The organism is Perlabentimonas gracilis (assembly GCF_011174675.1).
Classification (GTDB): Bacteria; Bacteroidota; Bacteroidia; order Bacteroidales; family Tenuifilaceae; genus Perlabentimonas; species Perlabentimonas gracilis.
Genome location: NZ_JAANIG010000023.1, coordinates 39442 through 57530 on the forward strand (window position 1 = coordinate 39442; position 18089 = coordinate 57530).

Annotated in this window: 13 protein-coding genes; 6 read left to right on the forward strand and 7 right to left on the reverse strand. The window is 44.3% G+C overall.

The features are described from left to right. Positions 1-164 precede the first annotated feature (164 nt). The 6 genes from porU to G8O23_RS10895 all read left to right on the forward strand — a co-directional run bounded on the left by porU (position 165) and on the right by G8O23_RS10895 (position 9178). Positions 165-4010: a type IX secretion system sortase PorU gene (gene porU / locus G8O23_RS10870; protein WP_166364697.1), complete on the forward strand. Its 3846-nt coding sequence runs from the start codon at positions 165-167 to the stop codon at positions 4008-4010. Between the two features lie 71 nt (positions 4011-4081). Then, positions 4082-5272, forward strand: coding sequence for a type IX secretion system outer membrane channel protein PorV (porV, locus tag G8O23_RS10875; RefSeq protein WP_219932494.1), 1191 nt, complete (start codon positions 4082-4084; stop codon positions 5270-5272). 2 nt (positions 5273-5274) lie between these two features. After that, complete coding sequence (gene ispF / locus G8O23_RS10880) at positions 5275-5757, forward strand: 2-C-methyl-D-erythritol 2,4-cyclodiphosphate synthase (protein ID WP_166364721.1); 483 nt, start codon at positions 5275-5277, stop codon at positions 5755-5757. A gap of 1 nt (position 5758) precedes the next feature. Further along, positions 5759-6121 (forward strand): CoA-binding protein, encoded by a 363-nt coding sequence (locus G8O23_RS10885; RefSeq protein WP_166364699.1) that lies wholly within the window; start codon positions 5759-5761, stop codon positions 6119-6121. A gap of 126 nt (positions 6122-6247) precedes the next feature. Continuing rightward, a complete protein-coding gene (locus G8O23_RS10890; RefSeq protein WP_166364700.1) occupies positions 6248-7654 on the forward strand; it encodes a M20/M25/M40 family metallo-hydrolase in 1407 nt (468 codons plus the stop codon). 36 nt (positions 7655-7690) lie between these two features. After that, positions 7691-9178, forward strand: a complete 1488-nt coding sequence (locus G8O23_RS10895) for a GH3 auxin-responsive promoter family protein (RefSeq protein WP_166364701.1) — start codon at positions 7691-7693, stop codon at positions 9176-9178. Between the two features lie 144 nt (positions 9179-9322). On the opposite strand, the gene G8O23_RS10900 is transcribed toward G8O23_RS10895, so the two are convergent. The 7 genes from G8O23_RS10900 to G8O23_RS10930 form a co-directional block, all read right to left on the reverse strand. Further along, positions 9323-9634: a helix-turn-helix domain-containing protein gene (locus tag G8O23_RS10900; RefSeq protein ID WP_166364702.1), complete on the reverse strand. Its 312-nt coding sequence runs from the start codon at positions 9632-9634 to the stop codon at positions 9323-9325. Further along, positions 9618-9962: a type II toxin-antitoxin system RelE/ParE family toxin gene (locus G8O23_RS10905; protein WP_317169005.1), complete on the reverse strand. Its 345-nt coding sequence runs from the start codon at positions 9960-9962 to the stop codon at positions 9618-9620. The genes G8O23_RS10900 and G8O23_RS10905 overlap by 17 nt, the downstream gene beginning before the upstream one ends. 229 nt (positions 9963-10191) lie before the next feature. Next, complete coding sequence (locus tag G8O23_RS10910; protein ID WP_317169004.1) at positions 10192-11241, reverse strand: virulence protein RhuM/Fic/DOC family protein; 1050 nt, start codon at positions 11239-11241, stop codon at positions 10192-10194. 105 nt (positions 11242-11346) lie between these two features. Continuing rightward, positions 11347-12183, reverse strand: coding sequence for a CvfB family protein (locus tag G8O23_RS10915; protein ID WP_166364703.1), 837 nt, complete (start codon positions 12181-12183; stop codon positions 11347-11349). A gap of 103 nt (positions 12184-12286) precedes the next feature. Continuing rightward, complete coding sequence (locus G8O23_RS10920; RefSeq protein WP_166364705.1) at positions 12287-14320, reverse strand: S9 family peptidase; 2034 nt, start codon at positions 14318-14320, stop codon at positions 12287-12289. A gap of 66 nt (positions 14321-14386) precedes the next feature. Beyond that, entirely contained in the window at positions 14387-14788 is a 402-nt protein-coding gene (locus tag G8O23_RS10925) for a hypothetical protein (RefSeq protein ID WP_166364707.1), read from the reverse strand. A 58-nt stretch (positions 14789-14846) separates the two neighbouring features. Continuing rightward, positions 14847-18086, reverse strand: coding sequence for a two-component regulator propeller domain-containing protein (locus tag G8O23_RS10930; protein ID WP_166364709.1), 3240 nt, complete (start codon positions 18084-18086; stop codon positions 14847-14849). Positions 18087-18089 lie beyond the last annotated feature (3 nt).

The window sequence follows — 18089 nt, forward strand, 5'->3', positions numbered from 1 at the left end:
TTCATCGGGTTGATGAATAGTAAATTAATTTCTAAACGCATATCTTGTAACCCATTTTGTATTAAACAACCTTTAAAAATAAAAACTTAAGGAAAGCGTTTTTATTTTGTGCTTAAAGTTAAAGCAAACTTTTTGTTTATTTGCAAAAATAAGCCAATTATCCAATGTTTCGCATATTGCTAGTTTTCTGTACCGTAGCTTTATTTTCTTTCAATGGGTTTGCTCAACGCTTTTCGCGAATTGTGCAATGGCCTGCCGATAGTATAGCCAAAGCAAATGATCAGCATGGATTTTCGGGCGATGATATCAAGATGTCCTACCTTTGGTTTGAGGATAAAGTACACTATCCCCACTCAGAAACTTTATTACCGTTTTATGCAGATATCGTTTCAATTCCTAGCTCGGTTTTAAGTACTGAGGAACTAAAAATCTCGTTTTCGTCAGCTAAGTATACTGCACTAACCAATGGTGAACATAAAATTATTAGCAAGCTAAACATACAAAGTATTTCAGAGCAAAGTCCAATTTTTAGTGTATTCAAATCGCGGGGTCAAAATTTTCTGCAATTTGCTATACCAACTGTTCGTGTTAACCCTGCAACAGGGCAGGTAGAGAAACTAACTAGTTTCGATCTACAGGTTGACATTACCAAAGAAGCATTTCCGGTCAAAGCCAAACGCAGTAATGAAGCGTCTCAGTCGGTTTTGTCCGCAGGTAAGTGGTTCATGGTATCAGTAAATACAACAGGTGTGCACAGAATTGGGTTTGACGAACTCCAACAAATGGGGGTTGAAAATGTTGACAACCTCTCGGTATGGGGGCACAACGGAAGGCAACTTTCATTTTGGAATAGTGATGCATCGCCTGATGATTTGATGCAAATCCCCATATTGGTTGATAAGGGTACCGATGGGGTTTTTGGCAGTGGCGATTTTATCTATTTCTTTGCAAACGGGCCAGCAACATGGACCTACAGTGAAGAGGATGATTTTTTTGAGCATAAAATTCATGATTACGCCACAACCATCAACTATTTTGTAACGACTAGCCGGCCCAATCCGCTTAGAGTTTCGTCGCAGAGTGGCAATTTGGAAAGCTATACCCGCACCAGTAACGAGTTTGATGCGCTAGCATATTTTGAGAGGAATGATACAAACCTCATTAAATCGGGGAGGCAGTGGTTTGGCGAATCATTTGATGTTTATACTTCTCGAAACTTTAGTACGGGCCTAAGTTCACCCGTTGCCAATGGTACTGCCAAGGTAAGGGTTAGGGCAGCCGCCCGCTCTTCGGTAGCCAGCAGCTATACTCTAAAAGCGAATGGAGGCATTGTCGGCACTCTACCTATAGCATCGGTGAATACCGCAAGCCAGTATACTAATTTTGCTGCTGAAAATACGCAAATGTATTCATTTGGTTATAGTCTAGGGGAACTCCAGCTCGAATTGACCTACAATAAACCTACCCCAGCAGCCAAAGGCTGGCTCGATTACATAACGGTAAATGCCCGTCAACGACTCCAAATGGGTTCTCAGCAGCTACTATTTCGTGATACAAAATCGATTGGCGAGAATGCCATTACCGAATTCTCCATTGCAAACTCCCCACAAGATATAAAGGTATGGGATGTTACAGATTTTTTTAATCCTGTTAACCTCAATCGATCCATATCGGGTAACGTATTAAAAATAAGGGTTGAAACCCCATATTTAAAGGAGTTTGTTGCGTTCACCCCATCGCAAGCCAATAGCGTTAGACTTGTTGGTGAGTTGCCTAACCAGAATATTCACGCCGAATCGCAACCCGATATGGTGATTGTTGCTCACCCCGATTTCCTTTCGCAAGCTCAGGAGCTTGCGCAAATCCATAGCATTCATAGCGGGCTAAAATCGTTGGTGGTTACCAGCCAGCAGGTATACAACGAGTTCTCATCCGGAAACCGCGATGCTAGCGCCATTCGCAATATGATGCGAATGTTTTATCAGCGCGCAACCTCCGAGGTGGATATGCCCAAGTACTTGCTCCTTTTTGGTGATGGTTCGTACGATAACAGGGGCGTTTCTTCACAGAACAGCAACTTTATTCCCACTTTTCAGTCCGAAAATTCACTGCATGTAACCAGCTCGTTTGTTTCCGACGATTTTTTTGGATTGCTCGATGATAATGAAGGGGAGGCGACAGGGCTTTTGGATTTAGGCATTGGCCGGATTCCCTGCTCGTCGCAAGCCGAGGCCGATATTGCTGTGCGAAAAATTCGAAATTACCTTAGCCCTGCATCGCTGGGTGCTTGGAATAATCAGCTGTGTTTTATTGGCGACGATGGTGATGGAAATCTTCATATGCGCGATGCAGATTTGCATGCACAGTACGTAGAGGAGAACCATCCAGAGTATAATATCGACAAGATATATTTTGATGCATTCCCATTGGAGTCGATGTCAACTGGCGATAGGTATCCTGGAGTAACAAATGCCATTAATAATCGAGTTAACCAAGGGACTCTCATTATGAATTACGTTGGCCATGCAAATGCTCGCTGGCTTGCTCATGAACAGGTTATTATGATTAGCGATATACTGGCCTGGCGAAACCTCGATAAGCTTTCACTTTTTGTAACCGCAACCTGTGAGTTTAGTCGATTCGATGATTTTACCTACAAATCAGCAGGAGAGCATACTCTTTTTGCCCCCCTAGGGGGCAGTGTGGCGCTTGTCTCAACGTCGAGGGTTGTTTACGCAAATCCAAACTTTACGCTTAACCGAAACTTTATTCATTACGTTTTTGCCGAGAGAGAAAGCACCCTGCCAAGCGATATGGGCAAGCACTACCGTTTGGGCGATGTGGTTAGGCTAACCAAGGTTGCAACGGGTGGGCAGGTTAACAAACGTAACTTTATGCTGCTTGGCGATCCGGCTTTGCAGCTGCATTACGCGAGTAATCCTGTTGATATAACCAAGATTAATGGTGTTGATGTTGGTGGCGATTTGGACACGCTTAGAGCGCTTTCCAAAGTGGACATTGTAGGCCAAATTGCAAATCCGAAAAATGCCAATACTGTAATGGGTGAAGTGGAGTTCAGGCTCTACGACAAGGCCAAAACGGTAACTACCCTAGCCAATAGGGGCGGCGTGCCCTTTGTGTACACAACTCGCGAAAATAATATCTATCGAGGCCGATCATCGATAACAGATGGTGCCTTTAGCGCAACCTTTATTGTTCCCAAGGACATTATGTATAACTATGGTCATGGGCGCTTTAGCCTATTCGCTAAGGGTGGCAGCCAGCCCTCTTCAGGTGTTTTTGAAGATTTTATTGTGGGAGGAATTGGGCAGGATGCTGGCCTTGATAAGGAGGGGCCAACAATAGATATATATATGAATACCGATAGGTTTGTAAGCGGTGGTATTACCGATCAGAATCCGAAGCTGCTGGTGCATTTATTCGATAGCTCAGGTATCAATACCACCGGGGTTGGTATAGGCCATGACTTGACGGCAACCCTAACTGGCGAGAACGAGCAAACCTATGTGCTGAACGATTACTATGTTGCCGAATTAGATAGCTACCAAAAAGGTAAAGTCGAATACCAGCTCTCTGGCCTAAAGCCCGGTCCACATAAGCTTAGAGTAAAGGCCTGGGATGTTTACAACAATAGCTCCGAGAGTGAAATTGATTTTACTGTGCAGCTCGACGATGAGCTAACCCTCAAGCATATACTTAACTACCCCAATCCATTTACTGAGAACACCGCTTTTTACTTTGAGCACAATAGGCCATACGAAAATTTTGATATTATTATTCAGCTATTCAGCCCCTCGGGCAGGTTGGTTAAAACCATAAACCATTATACGCCTGGCGATGGGAGCTACCGCATTGGCCCTATTGCATGGGATGGGCTCGACGATTTTGGCGATAGGATTGGCCGTGGCGTATATTTCTACAGGCTTACCGTAAGGCTCAGCAATGGTCAAACAGCACAAGCCTATCAAAAGTTGGTGATTTTAAAATAAACCGTGAATACTAAATCAATTTTTTTAATGTTATCATTTCAACTAATTTTGCGATTCTAAATATAAATATGATGATTAAACGATTAATAGTTCTACTATCTATTTCCTTGGTTTTTTCCTTGTCTGTATTTCCCCAATCTCAAGAGGATCTTGATTTTGTAGGTGGTTTAAATGCCCTAAGGGTTGCCGTTCCATTCTTAACCATAGCTCCCGATTCTAGAGCAGCCTCAATGGGCGATTTGGGAGCAGCCACCCTTCCCGATGCCAACAGCCAGCACTGGAATCCGGCCAAGTATGCTTTTATCGATAAAAGCTGGGGCGTTGCCTATTCTTACACTCCATGGCTCCAGAATCTTATCAAAGATATGGATCTAAACTACCTGGTTGGTTACTATCGCTTCGACGAGCAGCAGGTGGTTAGCGCATCGCTGCTGTACTTCTCTATGGGTACCATTATTTTTACCGATGAGCAGGGGACTAGGCTGCTCGACCATAATGCCAACGAGTTTGCTTTAGATGCGGCTTATTCACGTAAGTTTTCCGATAAGATAAGCGGTAGCTTAGGATTTCGATACATTCGTTCGGACTTAACCGGAGGCTACTCCCAACCTGGCCAATCCGAAGCCAAAGCAGGCAATTCGGTTGCTGCCGATATATCGTCGTACTACCAAACGCCCCTTGTTGTCGACAATAAGGATGCCGAGCTGGCGCTGGGTGTTAACATCTCAAACATTGGTGCTAAGATGTCGTACAGCGAGGATCCAAACAAAATGTTCATCCCAATCAATATGAGGCTTGGTGGACGGTTTAGCATCGATATGGATCAGTATAACAAGGTTTCGTTTATGGTTGATGGTAACAAGCTACTTGTTCCAACGCCACCCATTTGGGATACTGAAACCGATGAGATAATGCTAGGCATGAACCCCGATGTTCCTGTGCTTACGGGTATGCTGCAGTCATTCTACGATGCGCCAGGTGGGTTTCGTGAGGAGATTCGTGAGGTAAGCTTATCGGCCGGGATTGAGTACTTGTATGCTGGGCAGTTTGCCATAAGGGCAGGCTATTTCGATGAGCACTCAACCAAGGGAAACCGAAAGTACTTCACCCTTGGAGCAGGAATAAAGTATAATGTATTCAATCTCGATTTTGCATACCTTATTCCAACCGCTGGTTTATCAAACCCGCTGGCAAATACCTTTAGGTTTACATTGTCGTTCGAGTTTGAACACGTGCGCCCAGGACAACGAAACAAGCAGTAATGATGAGTTTTAGGGTAGGTGTAGGATACGATGTGCATGCCTTGGCCCCAGGTTACGACCTGTGGATTGGAGGTCTAAAGGTCGATCACCACGTTGGTTCCGTTGGGCATTCCGACGGCGATGTGCTAATCCACGCAATTTGCGATGCCATGCTGGGGGCAGTTGCTCAGCGCGATATTGGGTACCATTTCCCCGATACCGATCCGTCGCTTAAGGGCATCGACAGCAAAATCATCCTAAAAAAAACGGCCCAAATTATTGCCAACGAGGGTTACTCAATTGGCAATATCGACTCCACCGTATGTTTACAACGCCCCAAGCTAAAGGGTCTTATCCCTTTGATGCAACAAACGCTGGAGGAGATTTTGGAACTCGATAAGGGCAGCGTATCAGTTAAGGCTACCACCACCGAGAAGTTGAGCTTTGTTGGCAGGGAGGAGGGGATATCGGCCTATGCCGTTGTGATGCTATACAAATCAACTTGATATGAGTAAGAAAACGCTGGTGCTTGGTGCTAGTACCCGACAAGGGCGCTTCTCCCTGTTGGCCATAAAAAGTTTGGCCAAGCATAATATTGAGGTTGTTGCCATTGGCGCTCGTCCCGGTGAGGTTGAGGGAGTACAAATACTAGACTACCCAGTTTTCCCTACCGATATCCATACCGTTTCGCTATACCTTAACCCATATAGACAGCGAGACTACCTCGACTACATTATTGGGCTTAAGCCCAAGCGCATTATTTTCAATCCGGGTACAGAAAATCCAGAGCTGCTAAAGCTTGCCCGTGAGAATGGTATTGAAGTTGTTTTCGACTGTACTTTGGTTATGCTAAATGCCAATAGGTATTAGCTTATCACTAAACAAACTCCCTATATCAAATAAATTTGAGGTTGCGTATTTGTTAGCGTATATTTGTGAGTGGGCTGAGAATTCACATTTTTTTAGACATCACAAACAGGCTAACCTACATTTTGTATGCGACAACTTGCTTCTGCAATTATTTTCATTTTAATCGTTTCGTTTCAATCTCTTCATGCTGTGCCAAATAATGGAAATCAGCACGATTCCATTCCGCACTCTGCCCTTTTGCTTAGCGATTACATTCAGTATCCTTCGGTTACGGGTAATGAAAAACAGGCCGGGCAATATCTTGCCACCATGGCTATGCTCAAGGGTATGCATGTTGAGGTTTTTACAAACCATACCGATACGTTCAACTTTGCTGCATCATTATACCCACTCTCACTTAACAAGCCTAATATTATTTTCCTTAACCATATTGATGTTGTTCCTGCCGAAAACAGCGAACAGTTTACCTACCCACCATTTTCGGGAACCATTGCCAATGGGCAGGTTTGGGGGCGGGGAGCAATCGATAATAAGGGTATGGCGGTGATGCAGCTGCTAGCCATGGAGCAGTTTGTTGATTTGGCACGTGAGCAAGATTTGCCTTACAACGTAACCCTACTCTCCGTTTCGGGTGAGGAAACCGGGGGGCATGCCGGTGCCAAGATAGTTGCTGAACGCTTTGCGCACAAACTTAGCCCCATGGTGGTATTTGGTGAGGGGGGCACTGGGCTTCCCAAGGTATTGGTGAATGACCCCGATAAAAAGGTATTTACCATTTCAACAACCTTTAAACGTTCGCTTTGGCTAAAGCTTACGCTTAGCATGAACACCTCGGGGCACGGCTCGGTTCCACCCAAAAAGTATGCGGTGCAGGAGAAGGTTCGATCGTTATACAAAATTGTTAGATGGAACAGAAAGGTGGTTTTCTCCAAAACTACCCGAAATATGTTTCGGGAGCTGGGTAGGCTTGAGGGTGGTATGAGGGGGGTTGTGCTCCGTAACCTTGGGTTGTTCCGACCTCTGGCGGTACGCGCTATGAGGCAAGATGAGGTGATTTACTCCCTTATTACCAATACAATTACCATAACAGGAATACAAACGCCTCCGGGTCCACCCAACGTTATTCCGCAGGAGATTGAGGTTATCCTCGACTGCAGATTGCTTCCTGATGTGGACACGCATGAGTTTATTAGTGAGATAAGGAAGGTGCTTGACAATAGTGATGTGAAGATTGAGATACTAGAGGAGAATGCAGTGGCGCCTCCATCGGAGATAGGGGAGTGTTACAAACGAATGGCCAATGCTCTACAGGTGATTTACCCTAAGTCGGGTGTGATTCCCATACTTATGCCTGCCTCCAACGATAACAACTACTTTAGGGCGCTAGGTATTCCTACCTATGGCATTATGCCTGTGTTTATGAGCATGGAGCAAATCGAGTCTATTCACAATGTTGACGAAAGAATTCCCATTGAAGCCCTTGAGTTGGGAACGCAGGTATACATCGAGCTGCTAAAGCAGTACTTTGAGTAGAGAGAGTTTTTCGTTGGTATAACTTTTTTACATTGTATGTTGAGCAGGTTAGCATACATAGTTGCAAGGCAATATGCTCCATTGTATCAAAAGTGGGGGAGCGAATCTGTTGCCCTACAGCAAAAGCAGTTCGCAAACCTAATGCAGGCGGGTAAAAATACTCAGTTTGGTAAGCTACACAACTTCGCCTCAATTAAGAGCTACAATGATTATTGCAACTGCGTTCCAATTCGCGGTTACGAGGGGTTTGAGCCCTATATCCAAAGCATAGTAAAGGGTGAGAGGGATGTGCTTTGGCCCGGAAGGCCAATTTACTTTGCTAAAACCTCGGGCACAACTTCTGGGGCTAAGTTTATACCTATCACCAGGGAGTCAATGCCAAACCACATTAACTCGGCACGGCATTCGCTGCTTATGTATATTTATAAAACGGGGCAGGCCAACTTTATCAATGGCAAGTATATTTTTATTTCTGGAAGTCCAGAGTTGGACAAAACCAATGGTATACGCATTGGCCGACTTTCGGGCATTGTGAATCATCATGTGCCTTGGTACGTTAAGGTTAACCAGCTACCTAGCTACACTACAAATTGTATTGTGGACTGGGAGCGAAAACTCGATGCCATTGTGACCGAAACCATAGCCCAAAAAATGACACTGATAAGCGGCATTCCTCCATGGGTTGAGATGTACTTTGAGCGGGTATTGAAGGTAAGCGGAAGGGAAACCATTGGCGAAGCATTTCCAAACTTCTCGCTTTATGTGCATGGTGGTGTAAACTTTAAACCCTACGAGCAACGGTTTAGGCAGCTTATTGGGCGTGATATCAATTTTCTGGAAACCTTTCCCGCCTCGGAGGGGTTCTTCGCTTTTCAGGATGAGTTCCCATCCGAAGGATTAGTTCTGATTCCCGACTCGGGAATTTTTTACGAATTCGTTCCTGCCGATAGATTCGATGAGCCCAATCCCCCACGAGTGCCGCTTGAAGGAGTTGATCTTGGCGTGAACTATGCTCTTGTGGTTACCACCAATGCTGGGCTGTGGGCATATAGCATTGGCGATACGGTGAGGTTTGTATCAAAAAATCCATATCGACTGGTGGTAACGGGCAGGCTCAAGCATTACACCTCGGCCTTTGGCGAGCATGTTATTGCCGAGGAGGCGGAAACTGCGCTTGATGAGGTTTGCAGCCGGCTTAATGCTCACGTGTCGGAGTTTACCATAGCTCCCTTAATCAATAATCCAGAAGGGTCACCTTGCCATGAGTGGTTTGTTGAGTTTTCGAAAGCCCCTCAGGATATGGCCCTTTTCCAATTATCACTCGACGATGCCATGCAGCAACGCAACCCCTATTACAAGGATTTGGTTAGGGGTAAAATTCTTCAACCCCTAATTCTTCGCAATTTACCCAAGGGTACATTTATTCGGTACATGAAGTCGGTGGGCAAGCTGGGTGGGCAGAACAAAGTTCCTCACCTGAAGAACGATAGGAGCATTGCCGATGAGCTAACCAAATATCTGTAAGGTTTTTGTTGAACCTAGGCAGTTCGCACCGTGTCTCTTCTCAACGATAGGAGAGACCTCGTCATCGACCAAAGAACATCCGATTACTAGGCACAGTGAGGTTGGCTACACCCTTTGTTAGAGCACGTGATTTTTTTCATTGAATTAAATTTCAATCGATATGTTTACTTTTCCTCCCAATCCTTTTTCTACAATTTCAAACAATGTACTCAAAGTTATATTACTTCCATTGTTCTCTACACGAGAAATATAAGTCCTTTTCTTATCAATGATTTTTCCCAAATCCTCTTGAGTTAATTTTTTAGATTCTCTGGCTTTTTTTAAAAGCAACCCAATTCTAAAGGCTTCAGTTTCTCTTTCAAGTGAGTCACGCCTTTCCGTTCCTTTTTTTCCATAAACTCTGTCTTTAATTTCTGACCAAGAGTTTAATTCCTGATTATTATTTTTTGTTTTCATAGTATTCGTTCATTAAGTTCAACGCTTTTTCAATCTCATTCTTAGGTGTTTTCTGTGTTTTCTTTTGAAATCCATTCAGAAGAATCACCAATCTTCCTTTGTCGAAAAAGCAAAATACTCTCCAAATATTGCTTCCTAGTTGAATTCTTGCTTCATACAATCCATTTGTTCCTACAATTAGTTTCAAATAATTGGTTGGAATTCTTTCAAGAGTTTCAATCCCTTCTAAAACTTTATAAATCTTATCCTGAACTTTCTTGGGTTGCTCTACTAAGAAATCTTCAAAGTAATGTTTATATGCGACTATTTCTCGAATTTTTTCTATAATCCAACTTATTTCTCTAAACGCAAATGTAACTTTAAAGTTACAATTCTCTAAATATCGTTGAAATTTCGATTTTCTGTCGGATCATGTGCCCTAACGGCTGGGGGTGTGACCAGTTTGGGAGAGCGTGCTACGTTTTCGTCCCCCGACGAAAACGCCCGAGCGGGCGAAACCGCTCCGAAGTTCCAATGTCAACCCATCTCGTCAACTTGTTGACGAGACTGCACCCTTGTTAGCGTGCGTTATTATTCTTATTTATCAGGTTTACAATCACTTTTATAATCGTTTCCTTTTCTTCAATTCTGCTCACCGCAATCATTAAAGTCAATGCTACTAAAGCATTATCAGCAATTCTTTTTCTACCTTCATAGTCATAGAGCAACCCATTTCTTTCAAGGAAATATAAAAATAGCATAGCTGCAATTCTTTTATTTCCATCGGTGAATGAATGATTCTTTGTAATGAAGTACAGTAAATTTGCGGCTTTTTCTTCTATGCTCGGATACAAGTCAACGCTGTCATAAGTTTGATAAATTGTTGAAATAGAACTTTTAAAGGACTCATCCTTTTCTCTACCAAAGAGTTCATTGTTCCCAAACTTTTTCTTTGCTTCTTTAATCTGTTTTACTGCTTCTTCATAGGTTAATTGATATGTTTCTTTTCCTGATGTTTCTTCTATTTTCAGTTTTTGGTAATCGTATTGGTCTAATATTTCTAAAGCATAAGCGTAATCAGTTATTACTTTTAATAATCCTTCACTTTCCTCATTCGAAAGTGTTTTGGAATCAATCACTTTGCCTAATAATCTAACAGATTCTTGAAGTTCTTTTAGTTGTACATTTTGCTTTTTTAGTAGTTTCTCATTGATAGTATAACCTTTGATAAGGTATTCTTTCAAGATTCTATTCGCCCATATTCTAAATTCTGTTCCACGAAATGAATTCACACGATAACCAACAGCTATAATAACATCGAGATTATAGTATTTGATATTACGTTTAATTTCTCTTTTGCCTTCCTTCTGAACTTGTGCAATTTTTGCACAAGTTGAATTTTCGTCTAATTCTTTTGATTTATAAATGTTTATAATGTGCTTATTAATAGATGTTCTATTTGTTTCGAAAAGAGATTCAAGTTGATACTGATTCAACCAAACGGTTTCATCTTCAAGTTTTACTTGAATTTCAGTTTTTCCATCTTTTGTTCTAAATATCTGAATTTCTGAATTATTCACTCCGATTTTTTCAGTAAAGGTAACGATTTTTTCGGCATCATAATGCACGCTAACTTGTATGTACCCACACTAGTAACCTATCCAAACGTTAGGCTTGTAGTAAGCTGTTAGAGGAGGATAGGGAGGGATCGTGAAGAATTCTGCTTTAAGCGCCTACACCTCCACCAGCCTTATCCCCTTTTCCTCAAGGGTAATAAGTTTCGCTTTGTACAGCGCGCCAATGGCCTTTTTGAAAACCTTTTTGCTGATGCCAAGCAGGCCGTATATCTCTTCGGGGGCGCTTTTGTCGGTAAGCCACAGCACACCGTTATTCTTCTCCAGCTTATCGAGGATGCTTTTCGAGATATCATCCACCTTTTCGTAGCCTGGCTTTTGGAGTATAAGGTCTATTTTCTCGTCGTCGCGTATCTTCTTTATGTAGGCCTTAAGCTGCTTGCCGCGGCTAAGGTGTCGGAATACCTCGTTCTCGTATATTACGCCCCAGTGGGCGTTGTTCACAATGGCGCTATAGCCCAAATCGGTTTTGTTGTATATCAGTATGTCTACCTCCTGCCCAACTTCGTATTCGGGAGGTGTGTTGTCGATAAATTTATCAACCTTTGCCGAGGCGGCCAAGCGGTTGGTCTCGTAATCGATGTAAAGGGCCACAATGTACCACTTATCCACCTCCATACGCTGCTTCTGCTCCTTGAACGGCACAAAGATATCCTTGGGTAGTCCCCAGTCGAGGAATGCGCCGGCATGAGTAACCGACACCACCTTTAGCATGGCAATCTCGCCCAGCTTAATTTTGGGCTCTTCGGTGGTGGCTATAATCCGATCTTCCGAGTCGAAGTAGATAAAAACATCGATGTACTCATCCACCTTTATATCCTCGGGCACATAGCGGCGGGGGATTAGAATTTCGCCATGCTCTCCGCCATCGAGGTAGCAGCCTATGCTAATCTTTTTCACAACCCGCAGGTTGTTGGTTTTTCCAATTTCAGCCATCCCTTTAATGTATTTGATGCAAAGGTAAGGTATTATTGCTTACTAACAATCCTATGTAAAGCGAAGCGAGGAGTAAATGTACCCCTCGCTTTGCCTTGTGCATTTAGTATTGCAGATATTTTTCAGGAATCTCGCCTCGTGGATTTTCAGGGTTCAAATAGTACTCAAACCACTGTAACGTGCGTAGTAGGTAGTCGTAACGATTAAGGTTAATCCTGTTACCATGGCCCTCGTTGGGGTACCAAACCAGCCTTACGGGCGCCTCGCCGTGTAGCTTGAGGGCACGGTATAGCTGCAGCCCCTGCTCGGGATGGATGCGTGGGTCATGGGTTCCGTGCAGAATTAGGGTTGGCGTTTTGCTCTGGTGGGCATACTTAATTGGGCTTGCGCCCCATACCTTCTCTAGGTTCTCATGATTCCAAAATCCCCAATGAACGTAGTAGTCTTCCCAGGGTATATCGGTGGTGTTGCGTTTCGAAACCTGATTGCTAATACCAACAAATACCACCGATGCGGCAAATCGTTCGGTATGCTTGGTGGCCGACCATGCTGCGAAGTATCCACCGTATGAACCGCCTCCTAAGCCAACGCGATTCTTGTCAACATAGCCAATCTCAATAAGGTTATCTATACCATCCAGCACATCATTGTACTCCACACCAACCAGATCGCCATATCCCACCATGGTGAAATCGACACCACGACCCGAACTGGCCCTGTAGTTGGGCATAAAAACAAACATATCGCGTGCAGCGGCAAATTGTCCCCAGGTGGAGTAGTTAGTCGTCCAACCATTCTGAACGGCAGCCTCGGGGCCACCGTGAATATAGGTGATAAGCGGGTACGACTGTCCCTCTTGAAAATTAAGCGGATAAACCAATACACCCTCAATGCGCATTCCATCGCGGGCCTCGTACTCGAACTTACGTTGCTTAGCCAGCTTCACATTGGCTAGCCAAGGGTTGTGCTGGGTAATTCGTTCGAGTTTTTTTCCCTTTACGCCAAATGTAAACACTTCGGTGGGATGCGCTGGTGTATGACCTGCAAATGCTACTAGTCCATCAACATGCTGAAAGCGACGGAATACCACATCGCCCGGGTTGGTTAGCGCTGTTCTGGCCTTGGCCTTCAGCTTCTGCTCGCTTAGCACAATGTCTACTCCCTCTTCGGCTGCAAATAGTAGGGTGGAGTTGTCCTTCCATGTCATATCAATTATCGACATCTCAAGCCCCTCGGCGTAGTTGCGTAGCTCCGCAAATTTTTTGCTGTTGGGAACATCCACAACGAACAGGCTACCCACAACCGAATCCTCTAGTTTCGATGCTGAGCGGAATGCCAATTTCTTGCCATCGGGGCTCCACACCATGTTGCCCAGCTTGCCGGGGTTGTCAACCAGCTGAACTATTTCGCCACTTTCCATATCAATAGTATGAATTCGTTTGAACATGTAGGAGTCGTCTACCAAATTCTGTGGAGCTATTGCAGCGGCAACCAACTTGCCATTGGGCGATACCGCGAAGTCGAACACTGTCACATCCTTGGTTAGCTGGCGAGTTTCGTTTGTTGCAAAGTCGTGGATATATAGGTTGATATGACGCCACTCCTCCTCAAATATCTCGATATTGAAACCTTTTTCGCGCAGCTCAACACGGGTTGGATCATCATCGTTTAGCGAGGTGAATACCATTGCGTTTTCCAAAAGGTGGTACTGCGACACCGATGAGCTGTGCTTATGGATAAGCTCCACCTCTTGGCTGTCGATATCGATTTTGTACACCTGAGTACCGCTGGCCTCTGGACGATTGGCTCTGAACGTTATGGCTTTGCCATTGGGAGTCCATCCCAACGAGAATACTGATACCTCGCCAGTAATTAGCTTGGTAACCTCCTTTGATTTTAGGTTTACCAAATGTAGCTCGCGATAATCGCTACCCGGCTTATGATCCATAGGGCGAGGAACGGTAACGGTGTAGGCAATAGCTTCATTGCTAGGCGAAAGAGCTACCTCGCCCACCGACTCCAGCTCAAAAAGTTTACTAGGAGTTAAGGTGTTGTCGTTGCCGCTGGCAAATGCCATAGAGCCACTTAGCCAAAAGGCAATGGCAAGGCAAATCGTTTTGTAAACGGTTGTTCTCATAGCGTATTTGTTTTATTGATTTTGATATTTAGCTATCGAATGGAATTTAACGGTTTTTCATCAGCACTAGAAACGTCTAAAAGCGGCTTCAACCTGAGGATCGGAGCCTGAAAATCCCGAGTAGGAGAATCGCCAGTAAATGGCGCTAAAGTCGCGCTCTATATGACCCGTACCCGAGAAATCGTTATAGGTGTTGGTGCCAATTAATTCAATTAGGGTGTCAGACACGGTGGCGTAGGTCTCCACCTCGAAGCCAAGGTTATAAAAGTTATATATCTTAATCATTGTCGAGTCAGTACCATTGTAATCAAGGCTCACATTGTACTGTCGATACCCTGATACGGAGCCCTCCTCGAAGCATCGCCATGTCCCCAGAATAGAATTTTCGGGATAACTGGGCTTGTCGCAAGCCTTTAGCGTAAAGGCTATAGCAATGGCAAGTAGGGCAATTTTAGTGGCTGATTTCATAATTACAATATTTGCCGTAAATATCCGAAAGAAAAGGAATATTAGCAAATTGCAATGGCTATAGCGCAAAGCCAACTATTACAATGTCGTCAATCTGATCTATGCTATTATCGGGTCTCGTAGGATTCACACGCCATTCCTCAATGGTTTTTTCAAGAATCTCTTGCTGCTCGGCAAATGGCTTGGTGTGTATTTCGAGCAGGAGGGCTCTTAGGTTTTTTCGCATAAACTTTCGCCCATCGGGGCCGCCCATCTGATCCTGATACCCATCGGAGAACAGGTAAATGCAATCGCCTTTTTTGAGCTGAACCGACTCTGAGGTGTACTGATCCATTTTAATATGAAGCCCCACGGGCATTCGGTCTGCTTTAATCTCAATGGCTTCGTTGTTTGATATGAGCACCGCAGGGTTATATGCTCCGGCAAAGGTCATCTCTAGGGTTTCAAGGTTAATCACGCAAAGCGCCATGTCCATTCCATCCTTGGTTGTGCCAGCATAGTTCCCTTGATGTAGAGATTCTATAACGTTGCTGCGCATTTTTTCTAAAATCTCATTTGGTTCCAGGGTCTTCTGCTCATTTATAATTTTGTTCATAAAGCTTATACCCAGCATACTCATGAATGCTCCCGGAACACCATGGCCTGTGCAGTCGGCAGCAGCAACAATTAGCTTGTTCCCATTTTTGCCAAACCAGTAATAATCGCCGCTTACTATGTCGCGAGGTTTGTAAAGTATGAAGCTGTCAGCAGTATTTTGCCTTAGGTAATTGGCATTGGGGAGTATGGCCTGCTGTATTCTGCTAGCGTAGCTAATGCTTGATGTTATTTCATGCTTTTGCGCTGTAACAATGGTATGCTGTTTCTCAATATGGTCTTTTTGGGCAACCACTTCAGCGGTTCGTTCCTTAACTACTTGTTCAAGGTGCTCTTTTTCCTTTTTTAGCTTGCGTTCGCGATATCGAATGTATAACGCTATTAAAGCAATTGACGCTAGAATACATAGAATAAGGAACCACAAGGTTTTCCAAAACGGTGGTGATATGATAAACTGATAGGCAAGTGGTTCAGACCAGTTAACCCCATCGGCGCTTGCGCTTACCACAAACGTATACTTACCATTGTTTAGCCCCGGATAGGTTGTGCTGCTGCTCTTGGTGGGTGGCGACCAGTTTTTGTCGTATGGTTCAAGCCTGTAGCGGTACTGTATCTTTTCGGGGTTTGAAAGGTAGATACCGTCAAAATCGAAGGTTATATGGTTTTGGTAATATTTTAGGTTGAGGTTTTTGGGGATATTAAACCAAGGTTTTACATCGTAGCCTAGCCGTTTCCAGTCAACAGGCTCAAAGGAAAGACGAACGCCTTTTATATGTATTTTTGGGGTGCGTAGTATGGAGTCCTCTAACAGGGGCTGGTAACGAGTAAGGCCGTCAACGGTGCCGAACCAAACGTTACTATTCCTATCTTTTGTAATGGCATTAAAATTTGTTTCGCTAAATCGAAACCCATTGGTTTTGTCGTATTGCTTAACCTGAAGCACTCTGGTTAAGTTCCGATTATACACAATACGATTGAAACCTGCTGTGGTGGCAGCAAGTAGGGTGGAGTCGTTATAAAAGAGTAGTGCGTTAATCGATCGGGCATTAAGGGCCCCACCTATGAATGGAGTTATTGTGTCGGTTCGTTCGTTGTAAATAAATATACCATTGCTAGTTCCAACGTAAATTTGGTTGTGCTTATCAACAGCTAGGGCGTTAACATGAACATCTAGCAATCCGTTTCGAGGCGAGAAATCTCTGTAGTTTCCTGTGCTGGGTTCAAATCGAACCAATCCTCCCATTGTGCCCATCCATACAACATTCCTGGGGTCGGAGATTATGGTGGATACCTCGGGGTGAACCAGCCCATCCTCTGTGGTTATGTAGTATATTCTATCGTCTTTAATCTCGTTGTAACCCAGGTTGGTTCCCACGTAGATAGAGCCATACTTGTTCCACGCTACGCAGTTCACATTGTTATTGGCCAGCCCATTGCTGGCTTTTATGTACTGGAACGATCCATTTTGGTATACGCCCAGTCCATCGCCTCGGGTGCCAGCGAGCAGGGTGCCATCGCTGTCGAAATCCATAGAGATTACAGGTTTTCCGGTAAACCCACTCTCCGGACCAAATACCTTAGCGCTTATCCTATTGTTATTCAAATTTAGCTTAGCCAAGCCTTTGCCATCGGTGCCTATCCAAAGGGAGTTGTCGGGAGCCGACTTGACAGCAAGAACCTGCTTACCAGGAATTCCTTCGCTCTCGGTATAGTGCATTAGGTGGAAACCTTGGAAGAGTGATAGCCCATTCATTGTTCCAACCCATAGGTTCCCATTGCTATCGGGGTAAAGGCTAAGTATAAGGTTGCCCGGTAGGCCATTTGTGGTTGATATGGACTGTGTAACTCCATTCTCGATGTAGTACAACCCTTTCTCGTTGCTACCAATCCATACCTTGCCAGAGTCGTCGCAAAGCACCCTCCATATCCTATTGTCATAAATTCCTTTGGCTGAGCCGTAGTGTGCAATTTCGTATGGGGTTTGGGTCATCTTAATTTGAAACACCCCAGCATCGAGCGACCCGCACCACAGATTACCCTCCTTGTCGATATCAATGGTTGAGATTAGGTTGCTAGACAAGAATAGGGAGTCCTCCAGGCTATGGATTGTGGGCAGGTTATCGTTTAGGGTTATCATGTTAACCCCCCCGATAAGGGCAAGCCAGGTTTTTCCTTTTTTATCGTGCAGAATATCGAGAACAAAGTTTCCTGCCAAACCAGAGTCTTTATCATAATTGAGGATTGATATGGAGTCGGTGGAGAAGGTAATTACATTTACCCCTGCATCGTTTGTTGCTACCCACATCCTGTCCTTATGGTCGAGCCTTAGCTTAAGCACTGCAGTACCGGCCAGCCCATTGGCCGATGTAATGGTTGACCATTTGGCACCATTATATACTCCAATTCCACCGTCTGTTCCTACCCATATGTTGCCATTGGGGCCTTGGGTAATGCTTCTTACTATGTTGCCCGGTAGGCCCGAGCTGCGATCGAATACGGTGAACTCGGTGCCATTAAACCGTGCCACACCGCTTTCGGTGCCAATCCAGAGGTAGCCCCGCTGATCCTCGAATATTTCAAATACCGTTGATTGTGGCAATCCCTGCTCTAGCCCATAGTTGGTGAAGTTGAATTGCTGACCTAAGGACGATAAGCTGCATAGCGTTATAGAGAGGGCTACTAGTAGGTTTATGGGATGTTTCACTAT

Coding starts and splice junctions, on each gene's coding strand:
- G8O23_RS10885 (WP_166364699.1), top strand. CDS start 5,759: ATGAGTAAGAAAACGCTGGTGCTTGGTGCTAGTACCCGACAAGGGCGC.
- G8O23_RS10915 (WP_166364703.1), bottom strand. CDS start 12,183: ATGGCTGAAATTGGAAAAACCAACAACCTGCGGGTTGTGAAAAAGATT.
- G8O23_RS10925 (WP_166364707.1), bottom strand. CDS start 14,788: ATGAAATCAGCCACTAAAATTGCCCTACTTGCCATTGCTATAGCCTTT.
- G8O23_RS10895 (WP_166364701.1), top strand. CDS start 7,691: ATGTTGAGCAGGTTAGCATACATAGTTGCAAGGCAATATGCTCCATTG.
- ispF (WP_166364721.1), top strand. CDS start 5,275: ATGAGTTTTAGGGTAGGTGTAGGATACGATGTGCATGCCTTGGCCCCA.
- G8O23_RS10920 (WP_166364705.1), bottom strand. CDS start 14,320: ATGAGAACAACCGTTTACAAAACGATTTGCCTTGCCATTGCCTTTTGG.
- porV (WP_219932494.1), top strand. CDS start 4,082: ATGATTAAACGATTAATAGTTCTACTATCTATTTCCTTGGTTTTTTCC.
- porU (WP_166364697.1), top strand. CDS start 165: ATGTTTCGCATATTGCTAGTTTTCTGTACCGTAGCTTTATTTTCTTTC.
- G8O23_RS10900 (WP_166364702.1), bottom strand. CDS start 9,634: ATGAAAACAAAAAATAATAATCAGGAATTAAACTCTTGGTCAGAAATT.
- G8O23_RS10890 (WP_166364700.1), top strand. CDS start 6,248: ATGCGACAACTTGCTTCTGCAATTATTTTCATTTTAATCGTTTCGTTT.